General features: G+C 73.2%; 24 protein-coding genes. 14 read left to right on the forward strand and 10 right to left on the reverse strand.

What is annotated here, in order from left to right; translation table 11 throughout:
- Nucleotides 1-1,455 carry an alpha/beta hydrolase gene (locus tag LQ327_RS21870; RefSeq protein WP_230738239.1) on the reverse strand — a complete coding sequence of 485 codons (1,455 nt, stop codon included), beginning with the start codon at nucleotides 1,453-1,455 and terminating at the stop codon, nucleotides 1-3.
- A gap of 283 nt (nucleotides 1,456-1,738) precedes the next feature.
- On the opposite strand from LQ327_RS21870, the gene LQ327_RS21875 reads away from it, so the two are divergent.
- Complete coding sequence (locus tag LQ327_RS21875; protein WP_230737882.1) at nucleotides 1,739-2,560, forward strand: L,D-transpeptidase family protein; 822 nt, start codon at nucleotides 1,739-1,741, stop codon at nucleotides 2,558-2,560.
- Here the strand turns inward: LQ327_RS21875 and LQ327_RS34945 are convergent.
- Genes LQ327_RS34945 through LQ327_RS21890 form a run of 3 tightly spaced genes read right to left on the reverse strand, consistent with a single transcriptional unit; the run spans nucleotide 2,541 to nucleotide 5,191 of the window.
- Nucleotides 2,541-3,194 (reverse strand): thermonuclease family protein, encoded by a 654-nt coding sequence (locus tag LQ327_RS34945; RefSeq protein WP_230737883.1) that lies wholly within the window; start codon nucleotides 3,192-3,194, stop codon nucleotides 2,541-2,543. The two genes, LQ327_RS21875 and LQ327_RS34945, sit on opposite strands and share 20 nt — an antisense overlap.
- A 42-nt stretch (nucleotides 3,195-3,236) precedes the next feature.
- Nucleotides 3,237-4,499 carry a cytochrome P450 gene (locus tag LQ327_RS21885; RefSeq protein WP_230737884.1) on the reverse strand — a complete coding sequence of 421 codons (1,263 nt, stop codon included), beginning with the start codon at nucleotides 4,497-4,499 and terminating at the stop codon, nucleotides 3,237-3,239.
- Nucleotides 4,496-5,191, reverse strand: a complete 696-nt coding sequence (locus LQ327_RS21890; RefSeq protein ID WP_230737885.1) for a TetR/AcrR family transcriptional regulator — start codon at nucleotides 5,189-5,191, stop codon at nucleotides 4,496-4,498. The genes LQ327_RS21885 and LQ327_RS21890 overlap by 4 nt, the downstream gene beginning before the upstream one ends.
- A 149-nt stretch (nucleotides 5,192-5,340) precedes the next feature.
- On the opposite strand from LQ327_RS21890, the gene LQ327_RS21895 reads away from it, so the two are divergent.
- Entirely contained in the window at nucleotides 5,341-6,327 is a 987-nt protein-coding gene (locus LQ327_RS21895) for a zinc-dependent alcohol dehydrogenase family protein (protein ID WP_230737886.1), read from the forward strand.
- Nucleotides 6,324-7,355, forward strand: a complete 1,032-nt coding sequence (locus LQ327_RS21900) for a phosphotransferase family protein (protein ID WP_230737887.1) — start codon at nucleotides 6,324-6,326, stop codon at nucleotides 7,353-7,355. The genes LQ327_RS21895 and LQ327_RS21900 overlap by 4 nt, the downstream gene beginning before the upstream one ends.
- 32 nt (nucleotides 7,356-7,387) lie before the next feature.
- Here the strand turns inward: LQ327_RS21900 and LQ327_RS21905 are convergent, their stop codons facing one another.
- Nucleotides 7,388-9,532: a bifunctional lysylphosphatidylglycerol flippase/synthetase MprF gene (locus tag LQ327_RS21905; RefSeq protein ID WP_230737888.1), complete on the reverse strand. Its 2,145-nt coding sequence runs from the start codon at nucleotides 9,530-9,532 to the stop codon at nucleotides 7,388-7,390.
- A gap of 282 nt (nucleotides 9,533-9,814) precedes the next feature.
- Between LQ327_RS21905 and LQ327_RS21910 the strand changes: the two genes are divergently transcribed.
- Nucleotides 9,815-10,006, forward strand: coding sequence for a hypothetical protein (locus LQ327_RS21910; protein WP_230737889.1), 192 nt, complete (start codon nucleotides 9,815-9,817; stop codon nucleotides 10,004-10,006).
- A 43-nt stretch (nucleotides 10,007-10,049) separates the two neighbouring features.
- Here the strand turns inward: LQ327_RS21910 and LQ327_RS21915 are convergent, their stop codons facing one another.
- The 3 genes from LQ327_RS21915 to boxC all read right to left on the reverse strand — a co-directional run bounded on the left by LQ327_RS21915 (nucleotide 10,050) and on the right by boxC (nucleotide 14,954).
- Nucleotides 10,050-11,681, reverse strand: coding sequence for a benzoate-CoA ligase family protein (locus tag LQ327_RS21915; protein WP_230737890.1), 1,632 nt, complete (start codon nucleotides 11,679-11,681; stop codon nucleotides 10,050-10,052).
- A 92-nt stretch (nucleotides 11,682-11,773) separates the two neighbouring features.
- Nucleotides 11,774-13,201: a benzoyl-CoA 2,3-epoxidase subunit BoxB gene (boxB, locus tag LQ327_RS21920; RefSeq protein ID WP_230737891.1), complete on the reverse strand. Its 1,428-nt coding sequence runs from the start codon at nucleotides 13,199-13,201 to the stop codon at nucleotides 11,774-11,776.
- A gap of 22 nt (nucleotides 13,202-13,223) precedes the next feature.
- On the reverse strand, nucleotides 13,224-14,954 hold the full coding sequence (gene boxC / locus LQ327_RS21925; protein ID WP_230738240.1) for a 2,3-epoxybenzoyl-CoA dihydrolase: 1,731 nt from the start codon (nucleotides 14,952-14,954) through the stop codon (nucleotides 13,224-13,226).
- A gap of 97 nt (nucleotides 14,955-15,051) precedes the next feature.
- Here boxC and LQ327_RS21930 point away from each other — a divergent pair, with 97 nt between their 5' ends.
- On the forward strand, nucleotides 15,052-15,513 hold the full coding sequence (locus tag LQ327_RS21930) for a GNAT family N-acetyltransferase (protein ID WP_230737892.1): 462 nt from the start codon (nucleotides 15,052-15,054) through the stop codon (nucleotides 15,511-15,513).
- 176 nt (nucleotides 15,514-15,689) lie between these two features.
- Here the strand turns inward: LQ327_RS21930 and LQ327_RS21935 are convergent, their stop codons facing one another.
- Nucleotides 15,690-16,262 (reverse strand): DinB family protein, encoded by a 573-nt coding sequence (locus tag LQ327_RS21935; RefSeq protein WP_230737893.1) that lies wholly within the window; start codon nucleotides 16,260-16,262, stop codon nucleotides 15,690-15,692.
- Nucleotides 16,263-16,380: 118 nt separating this feature from the next.
- The gene (locus tag LQ327_RS21940) at nucleotides 16,381-16,986 is read right to left on the reverse strand and encodes a TetR/AcrR family transcriptional regulator (protein WP_230737894.1); all 606 of its coding nucleotides are present in this window, start codon (nucleotides 16,984-16,986) and stop codon (nucleotides 16,381-16,383) included.
- 164 nt (nucleotides 16,987-17,150) lie between these two features.
- Between LQ327_RS21940 and LQ327_RS21945 the strand changes: the two genes are divergently transcribed.
- The 9 genes from LQ327_RS21945 to LQ327_RS21985 are packed head-to-tail and all read left to right on the forward strand — an operon-like array spanning nucleotide 17,151 to nucleotide 26,811.
- On the forward strand, nucleotides 17,151-18,302 hold the full coding sequence (locus tag LQ327_RS21945; protein WP_230737895.1) for an acyl-CoA dehydrogenase family protein: 1,152 nt from the start codon (nucleotides 17,151-17,153) through the stop codon (nucleotides 18,300-18,302).
- A 35-nt stretch (nucleotides 18,303-18,337) separates the two neighbouring features.
- Nucleotides 18,338-19,870, forward strand: a complete 1,533-nt coding sequence (locus LQ327_RS21950) for an acyl-CoA carboxylase subunit beta (protein ID WP_230737896.1) — start codon at nucleotides 18,338-18,340, stop codon at nucleotides 19,868-19,870.
- A 12-nt stretch (nucleotides 19,871-19,882) separates the two neighbouring features.
- Nucleotides 19,883-21,811: an AMP-binding protein gene (locus tag LQ327_RS21955; RefSeq protein WP_230737897.1), complete on the forward strand. Its 1,929-nt coding sequence runs from the start codon at nucleotides 19,883-19,885 to the stop codon at nucleotides 21,809-21,811.
- 7 nt (nucleotides 21,812-21,818) lie between these two features.
- Nucleotides 21,819-23,417, forward strand: a complete 1,599-nt coding sequence (locus LQ327_RS21960) for an AMP-binding protein (protein ID WP_230737898.1) — start codon at nucleotides 21,819-21,821, stop codon at nucleotides 23,415-23,417.
- Complete coding sequence (locus tag LQ327_RS21965) at nucleotides 23,414-24,199, forward strand: enoyl-CoA hydratase/isomerase family protein (protein WP_230737899.1); 786 nt, start codon at nucleotides 23,414-23,416, stop codon at nucleotides 24,197-24,199. The genes LQ327_RS21960 and LQ327_RS21965 overlap by 4 nt, the downstream gene beginning before the upstream one ends.
- A complete protein-coding gene (locus LQ327_RS21970; RefSeq protein ID WP_230737900.1) occupies nucleotides 24,196-24,687 on the forward strand; it encodes a MaoC family dehydratase in 492 nt (163 codons plus the stop codon). The genes LQ327_RS21965 and LQ327_RS21970 overlap by 4 nt, the downstream gene beginning before the upstream one ends.
- Nucleotides 24,684-25,124 carry a MaoC/PaaZ C-terminal domain-containing protein gene (locus LQ327_RS21975; RefSeq protein ID WP_230737901.1) on the forward strand — a complete coding sequence of 147 codons (441 nt, stop codon included), beginning with the start codon at nucleotides 24,684-24,686 and terminating at the stop codon, nucleotides 25,122-25,124. Before LQ327_RS21970 ends, LQ327_RS21975 begins: the two co-directional genes overlap by 4 nt.
- Complete coding sequence (locus LQ327_RS21980; protein WP_230737902.1) at nucleotides 25,121-25,927, forward strand: HpcH/HpaI aldolase/citrate lyase family protein; 807 nt, start codon at nucleotides 25,121-25,123, stop codon at nucleotides 25,925-25,927. The genes LQ327_RS21975 and LQ327_RS21980 overlap by 4 nt, the downstream gene beginning before the upstream one ends.
- Entirely contained in the window at nucleotides 25,924-26,811 is an 888-nt protein-coding gene (locus LQ327_RS21985) for an LLM class flavin-dependent oxidoreductase (RefSeq protein WP_230737903.1), read from the forward strand. Before LQ327_RS21980 ends, LQ327_RS21985 begins: the two co-directional genes overlap by 4 nt.
- Nucleotides 26,812-26,896: the final 85 nt, after the last annotated feature.

Raw genomic sequence — 26,896 nt, forward strand, 5'->3', positions numbered from 1 at the left:
TCAGGCCTTCGCGGGTGTCCCCGGCGCCTCCACCCGCGCCGACATCCACGGCAGCACGTCGGAGAACGCGGTCGACGCGAACTGCCACGAGTGCCGGCCCGGCTGCGTGTTCACCGCGCAGGCGATCGCACGGGTCTGGGCCTGCGAGCACAGCGCCCGCGCCTCGGGCAGCTCCTGGCCGGTCCCGCCCCCGCCGCCGCGGCCGCCGATGCCCGCGTTGGCGCCGTTCGCGCCGCCGCCGAAGCCGCCCGGCGGACGCTGCCCCGGAGGTCGACCGGGGGCGCCCGGAGGACGGTGGCCGCCGAACATCCCGCCGCCGGCGTCGGAGCTGTCGTCGAACCAGCCCGCGGTGTTCGCGTACGGGGCGTGCGTGGTCAGCACCGTCGCGGGGTCGTACTGCGCCCACGCGGCCGCGTTCCCGCCGTAGAGCCGGTCGATGGTCTGCTGCTTCGTCCCGACCTCGGGTCCGGCGTCGCCCGCGATGTCGTCGAACGAGTCGATCAGCTCCGGGTGCATGACGGCGAGGTCGACCGCGCAGGTACCGCCCATCGACCACCCGACGACGCCCCACGCCCGCGGGTCCTTCGAGACGCCGTAGTTCTGCTCGACGTACGGGATGACGTCTCCGGTGAGGTGCGACGCGGCGTTGCCGCGCGGGCCGTTCACGCACTCGGTGTCGTTGTTGAAGGTGCCGCCGGCGTCGGCGAACACCAGGACCGGAGCCATCCCGTGGTGCGCGGCGGCGTACTGGTCGGCGATCTGGACGGCGTTGCCGATGCGGATCCAGTCGGCCGGGGTGTTGAACTCGCCGCCGATCATCATGATCGCGGGCAGCGTCGGGCGCGGTCCCGCGGCGAAGTACGCGGGCGGCAGCCAGACGTCCTCGGTGCGGTGCGCGAAGCCGCTGGCGGTGTCCGGGATCGAGACGGTGACGACGGCGCCGGTCGCGCGCGGGGTGCCCACCATCGAGGGCAGCGCGGTCGGGTCGACCTGGTCGGGCAGCGCGCCCGCGGTCACCTCGCCCCAGCCCTCCTGCACCGTCGTCACGTAGCCCACCCACTGGTTGAGCACGAGCGCGAGGCAGACGACCGTGAGCGGGACGACGACCACGGAGAGCACCCGCCGCCACCAGCGGGACGGGCCGAACACGACGACGGCGGCGACCACCGAGGCCACCAGCAGCCCGACCCACACCCACAGCAGGAACGGGGCCGGGTCCGACGCGAGCCCGCTCCCCTGGAACGCCCAGTACGCCGCGAGCGCCCCGGCCAGCCCGAGCACCGCGACGACGCCGAGGCGCACGAGCGGGCGCCGGACCGGCCGCCGTCGTCGGGACCAGGCCGCGGGCAGCGGCACCAGCGGGACGATCACGACCAGGAACAGCAGCAGGACCACCGCCTGGACCGTCCACGGCAGCCAGCCCTCGAGCAGGGAGAGGCCGCGCTGGTAGCCCATCACCGTCCGGACCCCGTCCCACGGCTCCCGCTGCTGCGTCTCCGGCGCTGGATCTGCACGACGCCGAGCGTGCCCGGCCGGCGTGATCGCGCCGTGTGTTCGGGGCGGTGGCGGGCTGTGGATGTGCTGTGAGGTGGTGACCACGGCCCGTGAACAGGTCATCGGATGCCGATTCCCGGCGAACGGCGGGCTCGTTGAACCGGGTGTGCGCGCACTGCAGAGACGAACGGCCGCCGGAGGGGGGCTGATCGGCCGCTCACCCGGTCGCGGGACGATGGCGCCCATGGACGGGGGTCGGGGATGGATGGCCCGCCTGCTGGCGGTGCTCGTGGTGACGGCCGGGGTGTCCGGCCTCGCGGCGGCGATGCTGCTCGACGGGTCCGCGGAGCAGGCGGTGCCCGCGCTGCTCGCCGCGGCCCGGCCCGCGGCGGAGGCGCCGGCCGAGGCCGTCCCGGCGGAGGCGCCCGCTGCGGCGCCGGTCCCGGCGCCGGAGAAGGGCGGCGCTCCCGCCGTCCCGCCCCGGCTCGCGACGCTCCCCGCGCAGACGACCCAGGCGATCCTCGTCGACTCGCCCTCCCCCGCCTCGACGACCGCGACGGTCTCGGCGTGGACCCGCACCGGCAGCGGCTGGACGGCGTTCGTCCCGCCGACGCCGGCCTCGCTCGGGCGGGACGGGATGGGGCCGTCGAGCGAGCAGGTCGCGCGGAGCCCCGCCGGCACGTTCGGGATCTCGCAGGCGTTCGGCCGCGAGGCGAACCCGGGCACCGCGCTGCCCTACTCGCACGTCGGCCCGGACGACTGGTGGGTCGGTGACACCCGCAGCCCGCTCTACAACACCCACCAGACCTGCGCGCCCGGCCGCTGCCCGTTCGACGAGCGGGCCTCCGAGAACCTGGAGGCCGCGGGCCACGCGTACGACCACGCGATCGTCATCGACGCGAACAGCGACCCGGTCCGGCCGGGCGCCGGCTCGGCGTACTTCCTGCACATCGGCGGGGATCGCCCGACGGCGGGCTGCGTGGCGACCGACGAGGGCGACGTCATCACGATGCTGCGGTGGCTGACGCCCTCCGCGCACCCGATGATCAGCCTGGCGTCCGGCTGAGCGCCGAGGCGGCCGGGCGCGAGGAGGACTTCGACGGCGCGGTGGTGGCCGCCCCCGCCCCGACACACGGCGGGCCCCAGAGCCCCCGGCCCGCGACACGGGCCCGGTCGGCGGCCGCGCGGACCGCGGGCATCCGCTCCGGCGGGGCGTCGGCGGCGTAGGTGCTGACGACGCCGGCCTCGGCGGCCAGCACCGCGTAGTCACCGGTGGACAGCGAGACCCACGCCAGCGCGCGGGAGAACCGGTCGGCCCGCCCGTCGCCGGCCAGGGTGACGGCCTGGCCGGCGAGGGTCCCGCGGGCGAACTGCAGGGCCTGGTCCGCGTAGCACCGGTCGGGCGGCTGGACGCCGAGCGCGCGCACCCGCAGGACACGGCCGTCCTCGAGCCGCACGTCGATCGTCACCGGGTCGGCGACGGCGAGCACCGTCGCCGGGACCCCGCCGCGCGGATCGGGCGGGAGGACGCCGTCGGGCGCGACCGGGGCGGGCGGCGTGGCCGCGGCCGCCGCCGGCGGGTCCACCACCGGGCCGTCGTCACCGACCCGCACCGCGCCGGTCAGCACGGCGACCGCGGCGATCAGACCGACCAGGCACGCCGCACCGAGGAGGATTCGGGCCGGCGTTCCGGTGTTCACGCACGTCAGTGTGACGCACGGTGAGAAGATCCTTGCATCAGGTCACCCCTGGTAGCGCCGGGTCCCGCACACGGGCAGGTTTCGGACGCCGAGCACCCCCCTCGGATAGGGGTGGAGTGCCTCCGGAGAGTCCGCGACAGGGGTGAGCGCCGCGTAGCGGGCGGTCAGCTCCTCCAGCGCGACGCGGCCCTCCAGGCGGGCCAACGGCGCCCCGAGGCAGAAGTGCACCCCGTGACCGAACGCGGTCTGCGCGCCACCACCGATCCCCCGGTCCAGGACGAACGCGTCCGGGTCGGCGAAGGCCCGGTCGTCGTGGTTGGCCGAGAGCAGGGACGGCAGCACGAACCGGTCGGCGGGGATCGTCGTGCCGCCGATCTCGACCTCGTGCATCGTCACGCGGCCGGTCTGGGTGAACGGGCTCCGCAGCCGCAGCACCTCCTCGATCGCGGCGGGGACGAGCGTCGGGTCCTCCCCGAGCACGGTCCAGACGTCCCGGCCGTCCGGCAGCCGGTGGTCGTCGAAGGTCCGGAGCGCATTGCCGAGCAGCACCGTCGTCGTGATGTGCCCGGCGAGCAGCAGCAGGAGGGAGAAGTTGGCCGCCTCCTCGTCGTCGAGCAGCACCGGCGACCCGTCGGTGACGACCTCGGCGGTGACCAGTGCGGTGATCAGGTCGTCGCCCGCGGTCCCGTCGGCGACGGCGGCGCGGTGCTCCTGGACCCGGGCGACCAGGTACTCCCGGATGTCGGCCATCGCCGCCTGGACCCGCGGCCCGAGTTCGGGATCGGTCGGGTCGTCGACCTGCATCGAGAACAGCCGGTCGGCCCAGCCGCGGAACGTCTCGTGGTCGGACGCGGGCAGCCCGAGCATCTCGGCGATCACCGTGACCGGGAGCGGGAATGCGAGGGCGTCGACGAGGTCGAACTCGTCCGACGTGATGTCATCGAGCAGGCTGCGGGTGATCGCCCGGATCCGGGGCTCGAGCGCGGCGACGCGCTTCGGGGTGAACGCCGACGAGACCACCGCCCGCAGTCGGCGGTGCTCGGGCGGGTCGATCTGGGTGAGCATCCCCTTGTTGGCCTGCTTGGCGACGGGTGACAGGCGGCCGGAGTCCGACGAGAACGTCGCGGGGTCGCGGAGCACGGTGTGGACGTCGGCATGCCGGAACACGTGGTACATGCCGTAGCGGTCGCGCCAGACCGGGGACTCCTCGCGCATCCGGGCGAGCCAGGCCAGCAGGGCGGGCTCGTCGGTGGTCGGCGGGAGCGTGTGGTCGGCGGGGGCGAGCTCCGTCGTGGATTCGGTCATGACCCCTCCTCGGGGGCGTCCGGGAGCGACCGGCTCATCTGGTCGAGCAGGTCGGAGTACTGGGCGTCGATCTCCGCGGCCACGATCGCGAGGGCGTCGGGGCCGGGGAGCTCGGCGGGTTCGAAGGCGCGCCGGATGACGAGGCCGAGGGCGGCGGCGCGGTCGGTGAGCTCGGCACCGCCGGCGAGGTCGTCGCCGACGAAGAACCCGAGTGTGGTGGCGGCGAGGCGGTAGTACAGCGACGGATCGCCGGCCGGGTCGTCGGCGAGCAGCCCGTGGCGGTACAGCAGCCCGAGGTGCTGCGGCTGGTGCGCCGCCGCGCCGACGGCCACCGCCCGGCCGATCTTGGTGTCCGACGCGAGGGCGCCGAGCAGCGCCACGTCGCCGGTGTAGAGCGCCCGCGCGAGCGGCCGGCGCATGATCGTCAGGAACGACTCGGCCAGGGTGCGGTGGAGCACGACGTGCCCGGGGTCGGCCCGCAGCGCCGCCACGTGGGCCCGTCCGACGGCGATCCCCTCGCGCACCAGCACTGCCCCGAAGAGCTCCAGCTTGCTCGGCCAGTGCAGGTAGACCGTGCCCTTCCCGACGCCGGCCCGGGCCGCGACGTCGGCGATGGTCACCTTCCGGTAGCCGAAGGTCACCAGGAGTTCGCCGGCCGCGTCGAGGACGCGGTTCGCGCGCTCGTCGCTCATGGCGAGCCTCCTCCCTGTTGTGACCAGTTTTCGATTCTGGTCACAGGGTCACGGTAGACCTGGTCGGCCCACCCGGGAAGAGATGCGGACCGGCGTCCGTGGCGGCACGATCACCGGGGGCGAGCGACGCGACGGGAGATCAACAGAGCATGACGAGGACGGTGCGGTTCTCCGAGCTGGGCGAGCCCGAGGTGCTCCGGATCGAGGAGGTGCCCGACCCGGCACCCGGGCCGGGCGAGCTCGTCGTCGACGTCGCGGCGATCGGGCTCAACCGGGCGGAGTCGATGTTCCGGCGGGGCCGCTACATCGAGGAGACGACGCTCCCGGCGGGCCTGGGGTACGAGTGCAGCGGCACGGTCTCGGCGCTCGGCGACGGCGTGACCCGGTTCGCGGTCGGCGACCGGGTCAGCGTCGTGCCGGGCTTCTCGATGAACGACTACACGGTCTACGCCGACCGCGCCCTCGTCCCCGCCCGCGCCGTCGTGCCGCTGCCGGAGACCACCAGCTGGGTCGACGGCGCCGCGGTGTGGATGCCGTTCCTCGTCGGCTACGGCGGGCTCGTCGAGACCGGCGGGCTGCGCGCCGGCGACCACGTGCTCATCACCGCGGCGACCTCGAGCGTCGGGCTGGCGGCGATCGCGGTGGCGAACCGGGTGGGCGCGACCCCGATCGCGACCTCGCGGTCGTCGTCGAAGGCGCAGCCGCTCCTCGACGCCGGCGCGGCCCACGTCGTCGCGACCGAGGAGGAGGACCTGGTGGCGCGGGTGCTGGAGATCACCGGCGGGCGGGGCGTGGAGCACGTGTTCGACGCGATCGCCGGTCCCGGGGTCGCCGACCTGGCGAAGGTGACCGCGACGGGCGGGATCCTCACCATCCACGGGCTGCTCTCCGGGCAGCCCACGATCTTTCCCGCCGAGACGCTGCCGGATCTCTGGATGCGGAGCTATACCCTCTTCGCGATGACCTACGACGAGGAACGGTTGCGACGGGCAGGGGCGTTCGTGGGCGCGGGACTGCGGTCCGGCGACTTCCGCCCTCAGGTGGACCGGGTGTTCTCCGGGCTCGGGACGATCGTCGAGGCGCACACGTACCTGGAGTCGAACGCCCAGGTCGGGAAGATCGTGGTGACCCCGTGAGCATCAGTGGCGACCCCGGCGTCCCCGACCCCGCCGTCGAGTGGTTCTACCGCTCGGTGCCCAGCATCGCGGGTGAGGTGGCGTTCAAGCGCATCACGGGCGGGCGCTCGAACCTCACCTACCGGGTCACCGACGAGGCGGGCACCACGTGGGCGCTGCGCCGGCAGCCTCTCGGCGGGGTGCTCGAGACCGCCCACGACATGGGCCGGGAGTGGCGCTTCCTCTCCGCGCTGGCGCCGACCGACGTCCCGGTCCCGCAGCCGGTGGCGTTCTGCGACGACCACGACGTGGCCGGGGTCGACTTCTACGTCATGGACTTCGCGCCGGGCCGGGTGCTGAACAGCCCGGCGGACGCGGACTGGGTGACGACGACGGAGCAGAAGACCCGGATCGGCGAGTCGACGATGGACGTGCTCGCCGCCCTGCACGCCGTCGACCCGGCCGAGGTCGGGCTGGACGACCTCGCGCGCCCCGGGAACTTCGTCGAGCGCCAGCTGCGGCGCTGGCACCGGCAGGCCCACGCCTCGGCGATCGAGGACCTCACCGCGATCGACGCCGCCCACGCCGCGCTGTCCGAGCGGATCCCGGAGGCGCCCGCGAACCGCATCGCGCACGGCGACTACCGCAGCGGCAACATCTCCTACACCGAGGACGGTCAGGCGGCCGCGGTGTTCGACTGGGAGCTCGCGACGATCGGCGACCCGTACTGCGACCTCGGGCACGTGCTCGTCTCCTGGTCGCAGCCCGGCGACGCGGTGCCCGCGGCGCTGCCCAACCCCACCGAGGCCGGCGGGTTCCCGACCCGGGAGGACCTGCTCGCCCGCTACGAGTCGGCGACCGGCACGAAGCTGCCGGACATCGACTTCTACATCGCGTTCGCGCGGTGGCGGGCGGCGTGCATCCACGCCGGGGTCTGGACCCGCTACCAGGCGGGCGACATGGGCGAGGACGCCGACGCCGACGAGGTGACCGGCCCGGAGGCGATCACCCTGCAGGCCGAGGCGGCACTGGCGCAGCTGGGCATGTGAGTGGAATTGGACGTCCTGACGTCCAATTCCACTCACGTGCGCGTGAGCGCCAGCAGCTCCTTGACGCCGGCGTCGGGCAGATAGGCACGCCCGATCCCGAGACCGACCCGCGGCAGGTCGCCCTCGTCGCGGTACACCAGGTACATCGGCTCGTGGCGCGGGCGGAACTTGGCCTTGAACTGGTGCAGCGAGCGGAAGCCGTAGTACGGCTCGAGCAGCGCGCCGAGCTGGTCGAGCAGCCGGTCGAGCACCGGCTCCGTCGCCTCGGGGTCGCGCTGCGAGCGGGCGAGCGGCGCCCCGGACAGTGAGACGAACCGGGCGCCCTCGGCCTGGAAGGTCAGGCACGCCGAGGCGATGAGGTACTCCACGACCGCCCGGAACCCCTCGTTGCGGCGGCGCATGACGTCGAGCGTCCAGCCCACGATCTCCCGGTCCGGCCCGTAGACCGGCAGCCACGACGTGACGCCGTGGACGGTGCCGTCGGCGTCGATCGCGAGCCCGGTGCGCACCTCGGAGTCGAGCGCCTCCTCGACCCCGCCGAGGGTGAAGCCCATCTCCGGCAGCCCCTTGTCCCCGACCCACTCCTCGGAGATCGCCCGAACCTGCGCCACGAGGGCTCGCGGCTCCTCGGACAGGTGCACCATGTGGTGCTCGATGCCGGACTTGTCGGCCCGGTTGAACGCACTGCGCACCGCCTGCCAGCGCTTGCCGGAGAACTCCAGGCCCTCGAGGTCGATCAGCGTGTCCTCGGCGACCTGCAGCGCGCGCCACCCCTGCGCCCGGGCCGCGTCGGCCAGCGCCGGCGTCGTCGAGAACAGGCACGGGACCCAGCCGGAGCGTTCGGCCAGCGTCCCGAAGTCGGTCAGGGCGCCGCCGAGGTCCGCGGGCGCGACCACCGGGTCCCCGAGCGCGACCGCGACACCCGCGTGCACCCGGTAGGCGACGATCCCGTCGCCGGTGGCGAGGTAGCGGTTCTCCGGCCAGGTCGTCATCCACGAGATCGTCGAGCCGCCGTGGGTGTGCAGGGCCAGCCGGGCGGCCCGCGGGCCGATCGTCGGCCCGCCCCGGCGCCGCAGCGCGCGCCGGGACGGCACCGCGAACGCCGAGCGCCCGACGACGAGCCACACGAGCAGCGCGGTCCAGAGGACCGCGTTGGGCACGAACACGGCGAGGCCGATGAGCTCGAGCTGGTCCACCTGGTCCGTGGCGTGGGCGTAGATCACCGCGACGATCACGACGATCCCCACCAGGGCGTAGAACCCGCCGAGCACCAGGCTGACCACCCAGGCCGGCCGCCGCCCCCGTCGCAACCCCTCGGCGAGCAGCAGCGAGATCACGACCGAGATGACGGTCTCCACCACACTCGAGTCGGGAAAGGTGTCGCCGAGCGGCCCGATGATCGGCACGACGAACGTGATGACCCGGATGGCCGCGATGACGACGAGCCCGACGGCGGCGACGAGGCGCCACTCCCGCCGGCCCGCATGCGTGTGGGCGGGGGCGGGCGCCGCGGTCGGGCCGGCGAGCCGGCGCGCGAGCGGCAGCGCGAGGACCAGCGCGAGCGTGTGCTCGACGTCGGCGAGCCCGCCGAGGAAGAGCAGCCCCACGAGCGCGACCCCGACGAGGACCAGCCGCAGGCGCAGCCGCCACGGCGCGTGCAGGGTGGCCGCGCCCATCGCGAGCGCGGCGAACATGCCCGCGGAGAAGCCGGTGTCGAGGTCCCCCGCGAGCCGGCCGGCCCAGACCCAGGGGGTCGCCGCGAGGGCCAGGACCAACGCCGTCGTCAGGAGTACGGCGGCGAGCTGGAACGCGACGGTGACCAGGGCCGTGCGCCGCGTCCCGCAGCGCAGCTCCACCCAGCCGACCGCGACCGCGAACAGGCCGAGCGTGAGCACGTACAGGGCGGGGGTGCCGGCGAGCAGGGCGCCGGTCACGAGCGTCCAGACGTGCCCGGCGAGCAGCGCGGGTGGGCCGTAGGCCAGGTCGATCGCGCCGGGCCGGCCGGACACCGGCGACCAGAACGCCCCGGTGACGAGCCCGGCGACCACCATCGCCGCGACGACGGTGGCCGTGAACGGCACCCGCCGCACGACGCCGACGACCCGCCGTCCGCGCCGCGCCCACACCTCGCGCCGCGGGGGTCCGGCGGCCTCCTCCGGTGCGGTCGTCACCGACATGTCTGCTCCCTCGAGGATCACCCGCAGCGATCACACTGACCCGAACGAGGGTCGGTGCGGTCTCAGTGTCCGAGATCTCCGGAGCGAAGACAACGCTCGGTCATCGACAGTGCGGCGGCTCCGCGGGCGGCGATGCAGCTCACGCGGTGCGCGCGGTCACGATGCGGCCTGCACGGCACCGGTATCGGGAAACCATCACCGGTCAGCCGGGTTCGGCGCCGAACCCGACGACGTTCCCCGACCCGTCGCCACGGCGGCCAGCATCCACCGGAGGTACTGGAGATGCTCGGTATCTGCGCCTACTGCCATGCGGTGCGCCCGGGGCGCCTCACCCCGGTCGCGCACACCGACACCTGCCCGACCGGCGCGCGCCCCGCCACCTACCTCGACCGGGACGACCGCCTGTTCTTCCGGCACCCCGACCTCGTCGAGCTCGACCTGGCGACGGCCGCCTGGTGGCCAGAGGTGCGCTGACGCGCTCGTGAGCACTAAGTGACGCCTGGGCGTCAATTTGTGCTCACATGCCGGCAGGCACCTTCGCCAGCCGCGCCGCCGCGAGCTCCCGCACCAGGAAGCGCTGCACCTTGCCGGTGGCGGTCCGCGGCACGGCGTCGATCGTCAGCACGTGGCTGGGCTTCTTGAACGACGCGAGCCCCTCACGGCACCACGCGATGAGCGCGTCCTCGTCCACGACCGCGCCCTCGGCGGGGATGACGCACGCGACCGTCCGGTCGAGCCCGTCGTCGTCGGGGACCCCGACCACGACCACCTCGGCCACCGACGGGTGCGCGACGAGCCGTTCCTCGACCTCCATCGGCGTCACCCAGATGCCGCCGACCTTGAGCACGTCGTCGGTGCGGCCCAGGCACTGGTAGGTGCCGTCGGGGTTGCGGATGTAGGTGTCGCCGGTGCGCATCCACTCGCCCTCGAAGACCAGGCGGTTGACGTCGGTGCGGCACCAGTAGCCGGTGCACAGCGAGTCGGCCCGCAGGTAGAGGGTGCCCTTCGTGCCCTCCGGGACGATCGACCCGTCGTCGTCACGGATCTCGACCTCGTAGCCCGGGACCGGCACGCCGGACGTCCCCGGCGCCACCTCGCCGGGCTTGTTCGACAGGTAGATGTGCAGCGCCTCGGTGGACCCGATGCCGTCGAGCACCTCGACCCCGAAACGGTCCCGCATCCCGATGACCATCCGCGCCGGCAGCGCCTCCCCCGCGCTCACGCCCTGGCGGACGTTCCGGAAGGTCTCGTCCGGCAGATCGGAGGCGAGCAGCGGGCCGTACACGCTCGGACTGCCGTAGAACAGCGTGACCGGGTGGGTCGTGACGATCTCCGCGATCGCGGCGGGGGACGGACGGCCCGGCGCCAGCACCGACGAGGCCCCGACCGACAGCGGGAAGAACATCGAGTTCCCGATGCCGTAGGCGAAGAACAGCTTGGCGACCGAGAAGCACACGTCGTCGGGACGGATCCCGAGCACCTGCGCGCCGTAGGTCTCACAGACGGTGCGGATGTCGGCGTGCCGGTGCATCGCGGCCTTCGGCGTCCCCGTCGTGCCGCTGGTGTAGAGCCACAGCGCGGGTGACTCGTCCCAGGTCGGGTAGAGCGAGCTGTCGCCGCCCTCCCCCGCCGCGAGCAGGTCCGCCCAGCTGCGGGTGCGCACCGCGAACCCGGCGAGCGGGTCGGGGTCGGTGACCGGGACGTTGGCCGGGGTCACGACGACGTCGAACAGGTCCGGACGGTCCTCGGTAGCGAGGGCCACCGCGGTGCGGGTGACCTCGCCGAACTCCGGCGAGCACAGCAGCACCGGGGCGCGGGAGTCGATGACGAGCTTGGCGAGCTCGGGGCCCCGGAGCATCGTCGAGACCGGGACCGCGACGGCGCCGATGCGCATCGCCGCGAGGATCGCCGTGAACAGCTCGATGCCGTCCGAGCAGCACATGAGCACCCGCTGCTCGGGGCGCACGCCGATCGCCCGGAGCCCGGCGGCGACGCTGCCGACCTCGCGGGCGAGCGTCTCGTAGTCGAGCTCGCGCACGGCGTCGGGGACGATCGCGCGGACCGCCGGGCGTCCGGCGGTGGCGGGCGCGCCCAGGTGCCGGTCGACGAGGTAGTGCGACGCGTTGAACTGCTGGTGGTGGGACAGCACGACAACCGCCTCCGGATCAGAGGTGCGCTCCGCGCATGTGAGCACTAATGGTTGCTATAGCGACCATTAGTGCTCACGAGCGCTTCGCGCACCTAGTGGAAGTGCACGTACTCGAAGTCGACGGGCTTGTCGTTGATACCGGTCGACGGCGGCGCGATCCAGCTTGCGATCTTCCCGGGCTCGAGGACCGGGTGCATGAGGCTGCGGACGTGGGTCTTGTCGACCTCGGTGGGCAGCCACTGGTCCTTCCGCGCGTTCCAGTCGGACTCGGACACCACCTTGCCGGCGGGAGTGATGCTCGCTCCCGCGAACGCTCCCACCTGCCGGTTGAAACCGACGTGGGGCAGGTACAGCTCGGCGTCGATCCCCGCCTTGGCCAGGATGCGGTTCCAGCGCTTGAGGCCTGTCCTGCAGTCGTTGATGTACTCGTGCCGGAGGTCCTGGTTGAGCGCGAGCAGCGCCGGGACCTCGTTGTGCGTGACCTGGCCGTTCTTGAACGCGTCGACCGCGCCGGCGTCGTCGGCGAGCAGGTGGTCGTCCTCGCGCCGCTCCTCCTGCCAGCGGCCCTTGAGGCCCGCGGTGAAGTAGTTGGCGGCGTTGGTCGAGGACTCGTTGCCGAACAGGTCCAGCGAGACCGTGTAGTGGAAGTTGATGTACTTCTGGATCATCGTCAGCGGGATGCCGCCGGCGCCGGCGACCTCCTCGGTGTCGTGGTCCTGCATCAGCTCCGCGGTCCGGCGCACCACGCGGTCGATGCCGGTGGTGCCCACGAACATGTGGTGGGCCTCCTCCTTGAGCATGAACTCGCAGGTGCGGCTCAGCGGGTCGAAGCCCGACTCCTTCAGCGTCCCGAGCTGGTACTTGCCGTCCCGGTCGGTGAAGTAGGTGAACATGTAGAACGACAGCCAGTCCGGGGTCTCCTCGTTGAAGGCCCCGAGGATGCGCGGCGAGTCGTCCGAGCCGGAGTTCCGCGCCAGCAGCTGGTCGGCCTCCTCACGGCCCGCACGCCCGAAGTAGGCGTGCAGCAGGTAGACCATCGCCCAGAGGTGGCGGCCCTCCTCGACGTTGACCTGGAACAGGTTGCGCATGTCGTAGAGCGACGGCGCGGTGGCGCCGAGGAAGCGCTGCTGCTCGACCGACGCCGGCTCGGTGTCGCCCTGGATGACGATCAACCGCTGCAGGTCGGCGCGGTACTCCCCGGGCACCTCCTGCCAGACCGGCTCCCCCTTGTGCTCGCCGAAGGCGATCCGTCGGTCCGGGTCGTGCTCGGAGAGGAAGACGCCCCAGCGATACTCGTTCATCGGGACGTGGTCGAAGTGGGCCCAGCCGTCGCGCCCGACGTCGACCGCGGTGCGCAGGTAGACGTCCTTGGTGTCGACGGCGGGACCCATGTCGGCCCACCAGTCGAGGAAGTTCGGCTGCCAGCGCTCGAGGGCGCGCTGGAGCTTGCGGTCGCCGGCCAGGTCGACGTTGTTCGGGATCTTCGAGTCGAAGTCGATCTTCGGGCGTGCTGACGTCATGTGGTTCGTTTCCCCCTGCGCTCTACACGCGCTTCTGGTCGAAGTCGGCCTTGCGGCCGGTGCCGTACTTGCGCAGCGCGCCCTCGGGGCCGCTGGCGTTCGGCCGGATGAAGATCCAGTTCTGCCACGCCGTGAGGCGGCCGAAGATCCTGGTCTCCATGGTCTCCGGGCCGACGAACCGGTGGTTGGCCTCCATCCCGGTCAGCGCGTCCGGGCTCAGCGAGGCGCGCTCCTCGAGCAGGATGCGGATCTCGTCGGTCCAGTCGATGTCGTCGGGGGCGTCGGTGACCAGGCCGAGGTCGTCGGCGTCGCCACCTTCCAGCTGCTCGCCCTGCTTCTCGCGGACCGCCTCCAGGGCGTCGTCGTCGCCGTAGAACCGGCTGCCCAGCCGCGTCAGGCCGTTGCCCATCGGGAAGGTGCCGAACTGCGCGTCGGTGACGACGAGGGTGGCCGGGTCCTCGGCGGCCGCGCCCGACGGCAGAGTTGCGTCCTCGTCCTCCTCGAAGGTGCCCTCGAGCATGTACTGCCGGTCGCACGCCAGCGCCAGCTCCAGGAACGGGCCGGCGAAGCAGCTGCCCGGCTCGACCAGCGCGATGAGGCTGCGACTGGTGACGTCGAGGCGCTTGAACACGCGCTTGAGGTAGCGGGTGGTCTCGGCGACGAGCCAGTCGTCCTGGTGGTTCGCGATGAGCCGGTCCGCGGCGAGGGCGGCGTCGACCGGGCCCTCGGTGAGCAGCAGCCACGTGCCGATCTCGAGCTCGTTGGTGCGCAGCCGCAGGATCGCGTCGTCGAGCTCGCGGGTGATCGCGAGCAGCGGGTGGGCCGCGCCCTGGTCGTGCAGGGCTGCCGGGTCGTCGGTGAGGCTGTCCGGCACGGCGACCACGACGGTGGCCGTGCGCGCGTCGCGGTCGATGGTCACGCGGACGTGGTCGTAGGTGAGCGTGTCCGCGGTCTCGTCGCGGCGCAGCGGGGGCAGCTCGATGCCCTGGGCGTCGGCCTGCCGCGTGCTCGCCGCCGCCGCGGCCGCCGCGCGCTCGGCCACGACGCGCTCCCACTCCCGGCGCGGCACGGCCTCGTCGACGAGCTTCCACTCGACGGCCTTGCGCCCGCCGAAGCCCTCGGACTTCGTCGCGAACACGTCGGCGCGGTCCTTGCGGACCTTCCGCTTGTCGATCACGCGGGTCAGGCCGCCGGTGCCGGGCAGCACCCCGAGCAGCGGGACCTCGGGCAGGCTCACCGCGCTGGACCGGTCGTCCACCAGCAGGATCTGATCGCACGCCAGCGCCATCTCGTAGCCGCCGCCGGCCGCGGTGCCGTTCAGCGCCGCGATCCAGGTCTGGCCCGCGTCGGTCATGTCCTCGATGCCGTTGCGGGTCTCGTTGGTGAACTTGCAGAAGTTCACCTTCCACGGATGGCTCGACCCGGCGAGCATGCGGATGTTCGCGCCCGCGCAGAAGTTCGAGTCCTTGCCGCTGGTGAGCACCACGCTGCGGACCTGCGGGTGGGAGAAGCGCAGCCGCTGCGTGAGGTCGTAGAGCTCGATGTCGACCCCGAGGTCGTACGAGTTCAGCTTCAGCTCGTACCCCGGGACGATCCCGCCGTCCTCGGCCACGTCGAGGTACACCCACGCGGTCTCGCCGTCGACGGTGTAGCGCCAGTGCCGGTAGCGCTCCGGGCCGGTGTCGAAGTCGACGCGCGGCGGAGCACCAGCCTCGTCGGCGTGCTCCGCGACGGCGTTGACCGGTTCCTCCAGGACCGTCACCGTGAGACCTCCCCTTGTCGTCTGCGCCACATTCTACGAGACTATGACGGCGAGGGGAAGAGCCGTAGACAATCGAGGAGGTCGACCGGTGACCGACGGAGCGCGGGAGCTGACCTGGACCGCGGAGCCCACCCCGCGCTGGGACACGGACAAGGCGGCGGCCTTCTCCCCCGCCGGTCCGGCGGTGCACGGGCTCGGCACCCCCGGGGAGGGCGACGCGCTCGGCGACGCGTGGTGGCGCGTCGAGACGCCCGCGGGCGAGGTCGCGGGCTTCGGACGGCTCGACGACACCTGGGGCGACGCGGAGGTTCTCGTCGCCGTCGTGCCCGCCTTCCGCGGCTCGGGGGTCGGTGCGTGGGCGATGGACCGGCTCGGCGAGGAGGCCGCCGCCCGCTCGCTGAACTACGTCTACAACGTGGTCCCGGTCGGTCATCCCGACCGCGAGGCGGTGTCGTCATGGCTGGCCGGCCAGGGCTTCGACGCCCGCGAGACCGGCGAGCTCCGGCGCCGCGTGACCACCCGCGCGGCCACGACGGCCCCGTCGCAGTAGGTCCTCGGGCGCCCGCGCCCGCGCCGGCCCCGTTTGCGCCGTTGCGCCCGCACCGTTACGCCGTTGCGCCCCCGAAACCGCACGAACGGCGCGTTCGTCACCTTCGAAGGTGACGAACGCGCCGTTCGTGGTTTTCGGGGCCGGACGGGCCGGACCGCCGCCCGGCCGGGCAGGCGTCAGCCCATCGTCTTCGCACCGTCGAGGGCCTCGCGCAGGATGTCGGCGTGCCCGGCGTGCTGGGCGGTCTCGGCCACGATGTGCAGCAGCACCCGACGCACCGACCGCGACGCCCCCGGCTCGAACCACGGTGCCTCGGGCAGCGGGTAGGAGACGTCGAGGTCCGCGTCGACGACGAACGCGTCGGTCTCCGCCCCGACCCTCTCGTAGTGCGCGAGCACCGACTCCAGCGTCTCGTCGCCGACCAGGTTGAACTCGTCGTGGCGCATGTCGCCGGCAGCCATGCGTTCCTGGATCACCGGGTCGTTCCAGTCGATGTCGCCCCATTCCGGCGCCGCCATGGCCTCCGTGCCGAGCTTCGCGAACCGGATCCACCCCGCCTCGGTGTCGGCGACGTGCTTGACGAGCCCGGCGAGGTTCAGGACCGAGACGGTGGTGCGCCGCGTCGCCTGCTCCTGGTCCAGCCCCTGCAGCGTCTGCCGGAGGAAGCCCCGGTGCACGCGCAGGGTCTCGACGAGGTCGCGGCGCTCGCCGGTGAGGGTGTCGAGGTCGACGGCGGGGATGTCGGTCACGGCCACAGTGTCCTCCTGGGTTCCTGCTGGTGAGAACCACGCTAGAACCGGAGGCGGACAACGACGGTCCTCCTCGTCGGACTCGCGGAACTACTCGAGCCCGAACGGAGCCGAGCGGTCAGCCCAACGCCGGCAGCAGCACCGCCGCCACCTGCTCCCCCAGCTCCCGCGGGGTCAGCGCCCCCGCCGGGTCGTACCACTTGTAGACCCAGTTCGCGGCGCCCAGACACGTGTTGACGAAGGCCTTGGGCGCCATCGGCAACGTGAGTCCCGTCCCCGCGAGGTGCGCCTGCACCGCGTCGTGCACCACCGCCTCGTAGGCCCGGCGCCGTTCCAGGATCGGCTCCGCGAGCTCGGGCGGGAGCTCCGACTCCTCCTCGAAGCAGATCTTCAGGAGGTCCTGGTGCTCGCACGTGTACGCCACCCGGTCGACGATCAGCCCGCGGAAGCCCTCGAGCGGTGAGGGCGCGGCCGCGACGATCACCCGCGCACGGTCCAGGCTCTCGTCCAGCACCGACTCGTAGATCTGGACGAGCAGGTCCTGCTTGGTGCGCCAGTAGTGGTAGATCGCGGGCTTCGAGAGGCCGACCTCGGCGGCGACGTCGTTCATCGAGGTCGCCCGGTAGCCGCGGCGGCTGAACACGCCGACCGCGGCGGACAGGATCCGCTGCCGCTGCTCGTCGGCACGGCTCCCGACGGCGGCACCCGCACCACGCGCGACCATCCGCCCTCCCTCCCGGAACCCGACCCAGCACCCGACGACGCGGCCGCACCACCCTAGAGCTTGACCATGGACTGTGATCCAGCATACGTTCGTCCGACCGGTCGGTCGAACGCCAGAACCGGTCGACCGACCGGACCCAGCCCCGCTCACGACAGGAGCCGTGCATGGCCTTCGACCTCGACGAGACGCACGAGGACTTCCGGGCGAGCGTCCGGGCGTTCACCGACCAGCGCGTCCGTCCCGTCGTCGACGAGGCCGAGCGGTCCGGGCATCCGCCGGAACGGCTCTGGAAGGAGATGGGCGACGCCGGGCTGCTCGGCCTGCTCACGCCGCCGGAGCTCGGTGGGTCGGCCGGTGTGGGCGGCGAGTCCGTCGCGATCACGCTCGTCGCGGAGGAGCTCTCCCGCGCGGCCGGTGGGATCGCGGTGAGCGCCCTGGTCAGCGCCTACATGGCCGGCCCGCACCTGGTGCGCTACGGCACCCCGGACCAGCAGCAGCACTGGGTCCCGGCGATCGCCGCGGGCACCGCCGTCGCCGCCATCGCGGTCACCGAGCCGGGCGCGGGCTCCGACGTCGCCGGCATCAGCGCGAAGGCCCGGCACACCGACGAGGGCTGGGTGCTCGACGGCCGCAAGATGTTCATCACCAACGCGGGGCTGGCCGACGTGATCGTCGTCGGCGCCAAGACCTCCCCCGACGCCGGGCACCGCGGGATCACCACGTTCGTGGTCCCGGCCGACACCCCGGGGCTCTCGCTCGGCGCCCCGCTGCAGAAGATGGGGTGGCACTCCTCGGACACCCGCGAGGTGATCCTCGACGGCGTCACGGTGCCCGACGACGCCGTCCTCGGCGGCCTCGACCGCGGCTTCTACCAGATCATGGCGGCCTTCCAGCTCGAGCGCGTCGTGCTCGCCGGGATGGGGCTCGGGCACGCGGCCGAGGCCATCGCCCAGGTCACCGCCTACGTCCGGGAGCGCGAGGTCGCCGGCGCCCCGCTGACGGCCCTGCAGACGATCCGGCACCGGATCGCCGCGATGGAGGTCGACCTCGACGCCGCCCGCGCGCTCACCTACCAGGCGGCCGACCGGCTCGACCGCGACCACCCGGAGGCCGCCCGCTCCGTCGCCGCGGCCAAGTACTTCGCGGCGAAAGCGGCCGCCCACATCGTCGACGAGGCGCTCCAGCTCTTCGGCGGCGCCGGCTACCTCGAGGAGACGCCGATCGTGCGCCACCAGCGCGACGTGCGGATCCTGCGCATCGGCGGCGGCACCGACGAGATCCAGCTCGAGATCCTCTCGAAGCGGCTGATCCCGTGACGGGCACGACGAACGGGGTCCGTCCGGCGAGGGAGGTGCCGGCGCCCACCCCCCCTGGGGCGCCGGCACCTCCCTCGGCGGACGACGTCATCCAGGCCGCCGAGCGGGCACGAGCCGGCGGGGACACCAGCCGCTACCCCGGCACGCTCACCGCGCGCCAGCGCCTGGACGTGCTGCTCGACGAGGGCAGCTTCGTCGAGGACGGGCTGCTGGCCGGCGCGCTGCCCGCCGACGGCGTGATCACCGGCGTCGGGATGGTCGAGGGCCGGCCGGTCGCGGTGATCGCGCACGACTTCGGCGTGAAGGCCGGGTCCTGGGGCGAGCTGACCTGCGAGAAGCAGATCCGCATCCTCGAGCGGGCCGACCGGGACCTGCTGCCGGTCTTCTACCTCGTCGACTCCGCGGGCGGGCGGCTCACCGAACAGATGGGCTTCTTCCCCGGCCGTCGGGGCGCGTCGAAGATCTTCCAGCTGCAGGTCGCCCTGAGCGGCCGTGTCCCCCAGATCTGCTGCCTGCACGGCCCCTCGGCCGCGGGCGGGGCGTACATGCCGGCGTTCACCGACTGGGTCGGGATGGTCGAGGGCCGCGCCTCGATGTTCCTCGCCAGCCCGCGCGTCGCCGAGAAGGTCACCGGCGAGCGCACCACCGAGCTGGAGATGGGCGGCGCGCGCATGCACGCCGAGGTCTCCGGCTGCGGCGACTCCGTGTTCGACGAGGACTGGGAGGCCGTGGCGGCCGCTCGGCTGCTCCTGGGCTACCTCCCCGACGACTGGGCGCAGCGGCCCGCCGTCGTCGAGTCCGTGGAGCCCGAGGAGCAGGACTGGACCGGGGTCATCCCCACCGACCCGGTGACCGGCTACGACGTCGTCGAGGTCATCGACCGGCTCGTCGACGCCGGGACGTTCTTCGAGATCAAGCCGGACTGGGCGCAGGAGATCGTCGTCGGGCTGGCCCGGCTCGAGGGCCGGGTCGTCGGGCTCATCGCGAACCAGCCGAACACGAGGTCCGGCGCCATCCACGTCGACTCCGCGGACAAGGCCACCCGGTTCATCTCCTGGTGCGACGCCTTCAACATCCCGCTGGTCTTCCTCCAGGACGTGCCCGGCTTCATGGTCGGCGTCGCCGTGGAGCGCCAGGGGATCATCCGCCACGGCGCGAAGCTGATCACCGCGATGGCCTCGGCGGAGGTCCCGAAGTTCTCGGTGATCCTGCGCAAGGCCTACGCCGCGGGCTTCTACGCGATGTGCGCACCCGGCTTCGAACCCCGCGCCACGATCGCGCTGCCGAGTGCGTTCATCGGCGCGATGGGCCCGGAGGCGTCGGTCAACGCGGTGTACGCCCGCAAGATCGCCGACATCGCCGACGACGACGAGCGTGCCGCCTTCGTCGCCGCCCGCGTCGAGGAGCACCGCTCCGAGATCAACCTGCTGCGGATGGCCTCCGAGCTCGTCGTCGACACCGTCGTGCCCGGCGAGGAGCTGCGCGCCGAGCTCGCCGTCCGCCTCCGCCACGCCGACGGCTGGACCCGCTCCGCGCCCCGTCGTCACCACCCCGTCAGCCCGGTCTAGGAGAGGACGATCATGGATGATCGCGACACCCTCGGCGCCCTGATCTCGGCACCCCTGCTCCCGCTGCGGCCCGAGCAGCGCTCGGAGCGCTACACCGCCGAGATCGCGCACGCCCGCGCGCTGCACGACGCCGACCCGGACGACTACTGGGCCTGGGTCGCCGAGCAGCACCGCTGGCTGCGGCCCTACGACACGGTGCGCACCGGCGAGCTGGGCGACTTCCGCTACTTCGACGGCGGGCTGATCAACGTCGCCGACAACTGCGTCGACCGCTGGGCCGAGTCGACCCCGGACCGCCGCGCGGTGGTGTGGGAGGGCGAGCCCGGCGACACCCGCACCCTGACCTACGCCGAGCTCGCCGACGAGGTCTCGCGTCTCGGGGCCGGCCTCACCGCGCTCGGCGTGGGCAAGGGCGACGTCGTCGCGATCTACATGCCCAACCTCGTCGAGGCGTTCACCGCGATCCACGCCTGCAACCGGATCGGCGCGATCTACACCGTGCTGTTCTCCGGGTTCGGCCGCGACGCGGTGGCCTCCCGGCTGGCGTCGGCGCGGGCGAGCGTCGTCGTGGTCGCCGACGCGATCTACCGCCGCGGCAAGCCGGTACCGCTGCTGGAGACCCTGCGCGCCGCGCGGTCCGACGCGCCGACCCTGCGCCACACCGTCGTCGTCGACCGCACCGGGACCGGCGTCGAGCTCACCGGGGACGAGACCTCGTACGCCGAGCTGGTCGACGCGCACCCCGAGGGCAGCGAGGTCGTCCCGCTCGACCCGAACGAGCCGGCCTTCCTGATCTTCACCAGCGGCACCGAGTCCCGACCGAAGGGCGTCGTGCACTCGGTCGGCGGCTTCCTGCTCGGCACCTGGGCGAACGCGCACTGGCAGGCCGCCCTGACCGACGACGACGTCTACTGGGTCGCCGCCGACGTCGGGTGGCTGACGTTCCCGATCCAGGCCGTGATCGGCGGACTGGCGAACGGCGCGACCATCGCCTGCTACGAGGGCGCCCTGGACACCCCGGGCCCGTCGCGGTTCTACGACGTCTGTGAGCGCCACGGGATCACCAAGGTGCTGTGCGCGCCGACGGTGCTGCGGATGCTGCGCAAGTTCGGTGACGACCTCGCCGCCGAGCACCCGCTGCCGGCGCTCGAGCTGATCACCGTGCAGGGCGAGCCGCTCGACGGAGAGACGTTCACCTGGGCCACCCAGACGCTCGGCGTTCCCGTGGTCAACGCCTACGGCCAGACCGAGACCGGCTCGACGTGGACCTACCCGGTCGCCGGGGTCGACGACCTCAAGGCCGGCTCCGCGGGCACCACGCTGCCCGGCCACGCCTACGCCGTGCTCGACGACGAGGGCCGGCCGGTCCCGGCCGGGGTCAAGGGCAACCTCGTCATGACCCGCCCGTTCCCGACGCTCGCGCGGACCGTCTGGGACGACCACGACCGCTACCTCTCGACCTACTTCTCGCGCTTCCCGGGCAACTACGCCACGAACGACGAGGCTGTCGTCGACGCCGACGGGCACCTCTGGGTGCTGGGACGCGCCGACGACGTCATCAACGTCGCCGCCCACCGCCTCTCGACGATGGAGATCGAGGCCGTCGTCGGGTCGCACCCGCGGGTGGTCGAGGCCGCCGTCGTCGGCATCCCGGACGAGACCAAGGGGACCGTGCCGGTCGCGTTCGTGACGGTGTCGGCGGGCTCGGCCGACGGGGTGCCCGACGAGGTGAAGAAGCTGGTGGGCGACACCATCGGCGGCATCGCCCGGCCGGACCGGGTGATCGTCACCGGCGCCATGCCCAAGACCCGCACCGGGAAGATCATGCGGCGGCTGATGCGCGAGGTCCTGCTGCACGGCGAGGCGCGCAGCGACACCAGTGCGCTGGAGGACCCGTCGTCACTGGAGGTCGTGGCCGCGGCCGTGCGCGAGCCGGCGTGAGGCCGCCGTGCCCGCCGCTCCGGTTCACGAGCCGATCCACGACTACGCACCCGCCGACCGCACCGTCGGGACGATCCTCGCCGACAAGGCGGCGCGGATCGGGGACCGGACCTTCCTGACGGCGGGCGGCGAGCGCTGGTCCTACGGCGACGTCCACCGGGTCACCAACGCCTACGCGGAGGGGTTCCGGCGGGCCGGGGTCGCGCGCGGGGACCATGTCGCGCTGCTGCTCGGCAACCGCCCGGAGCTGCTCTGGGCGATCTGGGGCCTCGGCAAGCTCGGGGCCGTCGCGGTGCCGCTGAACACCGCGGCCCGGGGTGACCTGCTCGTCTACCTGCTCGACCAGTCCGACTCGATCCTGCTGGTCGCCGAGGACGACGCCCGTGAGCGGGTCGATCCTGCGGTGGCCGCGGTGCCGGCGATCCGTTCCGTGCTCGGGCCCGGTGAGTTGACAGCCTTCGCGGAGCTCCCGGCCGACGACCCGCCCGAGATGGCCCAGGTCGCGGCGTCCGACCCGCACCTGATCATGTACACGTCGGGCACCACCGGACCGTCGAAGGGCGTCGTGTGCCCCCACTCCCAGGGGCACGCCGTCGGCCGGTCGATGGCGGTGTACTCGGGCTACCGGCCCGACGACGTGCTCTACACGTGTCTCCCGGTCTTCCACGCGAACGCCCTCTGGTTCACGATCTACGCCGCGCTGTGGGCCGAGGCCTCGGTCGCCCTCTCCCCCGGCTTCTCCGCCCGCCGGTTCTGGGAGGAGATCCGAGCGAGCGGCGCGACCGTGTTCAACGCCCTCGGCGCGATGGCCAACATCATCTGGCAGCAGCCGGCCTCGGAGCACGACCGCGACCACCGCGTGCGGATCGCGATGGTCGTCCCCAACTCCCGCGAGCTCCGCGACGGCTTCGGCGAGCGCTACGGCATCACCGTGACCTCGGTGTTCGCCATGACCGAGAACTGTGCGGTCACCGTCCTCGGGCCCGACGACCCTCCGGACAAGGCGGGCTCCGCGGGTCGCCTCCGCGACGTCGACGTCCAGATCGCCGACGACGACGGGTACCCGGTGCCGGTCGGCGAGGTCGGCGAGATCTGCCTCCGCCCGCAGGAGCGCGGCGCGATGATGCTCGGCTACCACGAGATGGCCGAGGCGACCGTCGCGGTGACCCGCGACCTGTGGTTCCACACCGGCGACCGCGGCCGCCTCGACGCCGACGGCTTCCTCTGGTTCTCCGACCGGAAGAAGGAGGCCATCCGGCGCCGCGGGGAGAACATCTCGGCCCACGAGGTCGAGTCGGTGCTCTGCCGGCACCCGGCGATCCACGAGGCCGCGGCCGTCCCGGTACCGTCCGAGCTCGGCGAGGACGACGTCATGGCCTGGCTGGTCCCGGCGCCGGGCACCGAGATCGACTACGCGGAGGTCATCGCGTTCTGCCGCGAGCACATGGCCTACTACATGGTCCCCCGCTACCTCGGCCGACTCGACGCCCTGCCGAAGACGCCCAGCGAGAAGATCGAGAAGTACAAGCTGGCCGTCGCCGCCCGCGAGCAGCTGGCCGAGCTGTGGGACCGCGAGGCGGCGGGCATCCGGGTGGGTCGCCCGTGAGCGATGTCGTGGTGCACCGCGAGGGCGACGTCGTCCACCTGACCATCGACCGCCCGGCCGCGAAGAACGCGCTCTCGCCGTCCGTCGTCGAGGGACTCGAGGCGGCGCTCGACGACGCCGAGGATGCGCGGGTCGTCGTGCTGCGCGGCCGCGGCGGCACCCTCTCGGCCGGCGCCGATCTCCACCACGTCCGCCGTCTGCTGGCCGACGGCGACGGGCTCGAGGCCTACCTCGTCGCGATCGGCGCGGTGTGCGACCGGCTGGAGTCCGGGCCGTTCGTCTCGGTCGCGGTCGTCGACGGGTACGCGCTGGCCGGCGGCTGCGAGTTGCTGCTGGCCTGCGACCTCGCCGTCGCCGCCGACGACGCGCGCATCGGCGACCGCCACCTCGAGTTCGGGCTGCTGCCCGGCGCCGGCGGCTCGGTCCGACTCCCCCGCGCGCTCCCGCCCCCGCTCGCCCGCCGGCTGCTCTACACCGGCGAGATGATCGACGGCGCGACCGCGGGCGCCTGGGGCCTGGTCAGCCACACCGCGGCGCCCGACGAGCTCGAGGGGACCGTCGAGGCGCTCGTCGCCCGGCTGGCCCGGCACGGACCCGACGCGCTGCGCGGGATGAAGCGGATGTACCGCGCCGCGGCACCCGCACCCGCCCCCGAACTGTTCGCCGCCGAGCGCGCCGCCCTCGTCGAGCACCTGACGACGTCGTCGACCGTCGCCGACGGGCTCGGCGCGTTCGCCCGCCGATCCGAGACCCGACCCACCACTGCCCAGGAGGCCCCGTGACCCCGCCCGACACCGTGCCGCCGGACGCCGCCGTCTCCGGCCGGTGGTTCGAGGAGCTCGAGGTCGGCACCGTCGTGCACCACGCGGTGCGCCGGACCGTGACCGAGACCGACAACGTGCTCTTCACGACGATGACGATGAACCCGGCGCCGCTGCACCTCGACCACGACTACGCCTCGCGCACCGAGTTCGGGAAGCCGCTGGTGAACAGCATGTTCACCCTGGCGCTCGTCGTCGGGATCTCGGTGCCGGAGCTGACCCTCGGCACGATCGTCGCGCAGCTCGGGCTTGATGCGGCCGCCTTCCCGGCGCCGGTCTTCCAGGGCGACACCGTCCGCGTCGAGACCGAGGTCGTCGAGGCCCGCGCCTCCGGCTCCCGGCCCGGCGCGGGCATCGTCGTGTTCGCCCACCGGGCCTACAACCAGCGCGGCGAGCTCGTCTGTACGGTGCGCCGCACGGGGCTCATGCACCGGCGGCCGACCGCGTGATCACCGACTACCTCGACCGGATCGCCGTCGGAGACCGGCACACCACGCGGGGCCGCACGATCACCGAGACCGACATCGTGTCCTTCGCGATGTTCTCCGGCGACTGGCACCCGATCCACACCGACACCGAGTACGCCGCCGCCGACACCCGCTTCGGGGCCCGGATCGCGCACGGCGCCCTCGTGATCTCGGTGGCGCTCGGGCTGGTCACGTTCTGGCCGCCGGCGATGAAGGCCTTCTACGGGATCGACCGGCTCCGCTTCGTGGCGCCGACCCGGATCGGGGACACGCTGCACGTCGAGACCGAGGTGCTCGAGATCGACGCGCATCCCGACGACGGCGTCGTCACGTCGCGGTTCGTGGTCCGCAACCAGCGCGACGAGGACGTCGTCGCGGCGACGCTCAAGACCCTCGTCGCCCGGGAGCCGGCGTCGTGAGGGTCCCCCGATCGCTGCTGTTCGTGCCCGGCGGCCGCCCGGACATGGTCGCGAAGGTCCCGCGGTCGGCCCCGGACGCGGTGGCGGTCGACCTCGAGGACGCGGTCGCGGCGGCCGACAAGGACGCCGCGCGCGGCACCTCCGTCGAGGCCGTCGCGGCCCTGCCCGCCTCCGACACGCTGGTCCTGATCCGGATCAATGCGCCGGGCACGCCCTGGTACGACGACGACGTCGCTGCCGTCGCGTCGTCGGCGGCCCAGGGTGTGGTCCTGCCGAAGCTCGAGGACCCCGCGCAGCTCACCGACCTGGCCGGACGGATCGGCGACCGCGTGGTGATCGCCGGGCTGGAGACCGGGCGGGGGGTGGCGCGGGCGCGGGAGCTGGTTCCTGGCGTGCTGGCCGCCTACTTCGGCGCCGAGGACTACATCGCCTCGGTCGGCGGGCGGCGGTCCTCCTCGAGCCGGGAGGTGCTCTACGCCCGCTCGGAGGTGCTGCTCGCGACGCGGCTGGCCGGGGTCGGGGCGCTCGACCAGACGGTCGTCAACGTCCGCGACACCGAGCTCTTCCGCGCCGACGCCGCCGACGGCCGCGACCTCGGCTACGACGGCAAGATCTGCATCCACCCGACGCAGGTCGGGCTCGCCCACGAGATCTTCACGCCGTCCGACGAGGAGGTCGCGCACGCGCGGAAGGTCGTCCAGGCCGGTCGGTCCGGGGTCGGGGTCGTCGACGGGGAGATGGTCGACGACGTGCACCTGCGGATGGCGGGGGCGGTGCTGTCCAGGGCAGGGTTGGAGGCATGAAGATCGGACTGATGCTGCCGGGGACGGCGGACGCGGCCGAGATCCCGACGCTGGCGGCCCGGGCCGAGGAGCTGGGGTTCGACTTCGTGGGCAGCGGCGAGCACGTGCTCTTCGGGAGCCCGACCTCGAACGCCTTCGTCACCCTCGCGGCCGCCGCCGCGGCCACCTCGCGCATCCGGCTGCTCTCCGCGGTCACGCTGCTGCCGCTCTACCCGGCGGCGCTCGCGGCGAAGATGACCGCGACGGTGGAACGGCTCTCCGGCGGGCGGTTCGAGCTCGGGGTCGGGGTCGGCGGCGAGAACCCGGCGGAGTTCGCGGCCTGCGGGGTGCCGGTCAGCGCCCGGGGCCGGCGGACGGATGCGGCGCTGGCGACGGTGCGGGCCTACCTGGCCGGGGAGGCGGTCGCCGTCGAGGGCGAGCCGACGCACCTCGACCCGCTGCCGACCCGCCCGGTGCCGATCTGGGTCGGCGGGCGCGCCGAGGCGTCGATGCGCCGGGCCGGGCGCGCCGGCGACGTCTGGATGCCGTACCTGTGCAGCCCCGACCGCGTGCGACGAGGGCTGCGGGTCGCGAACGACGTCGCGGCGGAGCAGGGGCGCCCGCCCGTGACCGGGGGCCTGCTCGCGTGGTCGGCGATCGCCGACACGCGGGCGGAGGCCCGCGCCCTCGCCGTCGGGACCCTGAAGCGGATCTACGGCCAGGACATGGACCGCATCGTCGACGCCTGCGTCCCGTACGGGACCCCCGACGAGGTCCTCGCCCGGTTCGGCGAGTACGCCGAGGCGGGAGCGGAACAGATCCTGTTCGCGCCGCTGTGCGCCGAGGGTGGGCACGCCGCGGCGGTCGAGGCGGTCGGGGGTGCACTGCGTGCTCGTGAGCAGTAATCCGTGCCCTGGCACGGATTACTGCTGACAGGCGCGGGAGCGCACCTGTGACTCGTCGCACCGTCGTACCGAATAGTAGGACTTC

The sequence above is a fragment of the Actinomycetospora endophytica genome (genome assembly GCF_021026375.1).
GTDB lineage: Bacteria > Actinomycetota > Actinomycetes > Mycobacteriales > Pseudonocardiaceae > Actinomycetospora > Actinomycetospora endophytica.

Coding starts and splice junctions, on each gene's coding strand:
- LQ327_RS21870 (WP_230738239.1), bottom strand. CDS start 1,455: ATGGGCTACCAGCGCGGCCTCTCCCTGCTCGAGGGCTGGCTGCCGTGG.
- LQ327_RS21875 (WP_230737882.1), top strand. CDS start 1,739: ATGGACGGGGGTCGGGGATGGATGGCCCGCCTGCTGGCGGTGCTCGTG.
- LQ327_RS21885 (WP_230737884.1), bottom strand. CDS start 4,499: ATGACCGAATCCACGACGGAGCTCGCCCCCGCCGACCACACGCTCCCG.
- LQ327_RS21890 (WP_230737885.1), bottom strand. CDS start 5,191: ATGAGCGACGAGCGCGCGAACCGCGTCCTCGACGCGGCCGGCGAACTC.
- LQ327_RS21895 (WP_230737886.1), top strand. CDS start 5,341: ATGACGAGGACGGTGCGGTTCTCCGAGCTGGGCGAGCCCGAGGTGCTC.
- LQ327_RS21905 (WP_230737888.1), bottom strand. CDS start 9,532: ATGTCGGTGACGACCGCACCGGAGGAGGCCGCCGGACCCCCGCGGCGC.
- LQ327_RS21910 (WP_230737889.1), top strand. CDS start 9,815: ATGCTCGGTATCTGCGCCTACTGCCATGCGGTGCGCCCGGGGCGCCTC.
- boxB (WP_230737891.1), bottom strand. CDS start 13,201: ATGACGTCAGCACGCCCGAAGATCGACTTCGACTCGAAGATCCCGAAC.
- LQ327_RS21940 (WP_230737894.1), bottom strand. CDS start 16,986: ATGGTCGCGCGTGGTGCGGGTGCCGCCGTCGGGAGCCGTGCCGACGAG.
- LQ327_RS21945 (WP_230737895.1), top strand. CDS start 17,151: ATGGCCTTCGACCTCGACGAGACGCACGAGGACTTCCGGGCGAGCGTC.
- LQ327_RS21955 (WP_230737897.1), top strand. CDS start 19,883: ATGGATGATCGCGACACCCTCGGCGCCCTGATCTCGGCACCCCTGCTC.
- LQ327_RS21985 (WP_230737903.1), top strand. CDS start 25,924: ATGAAGATCGGACTGATGCTGCCGGGGACGGCGGACGCGGCCGAGATC.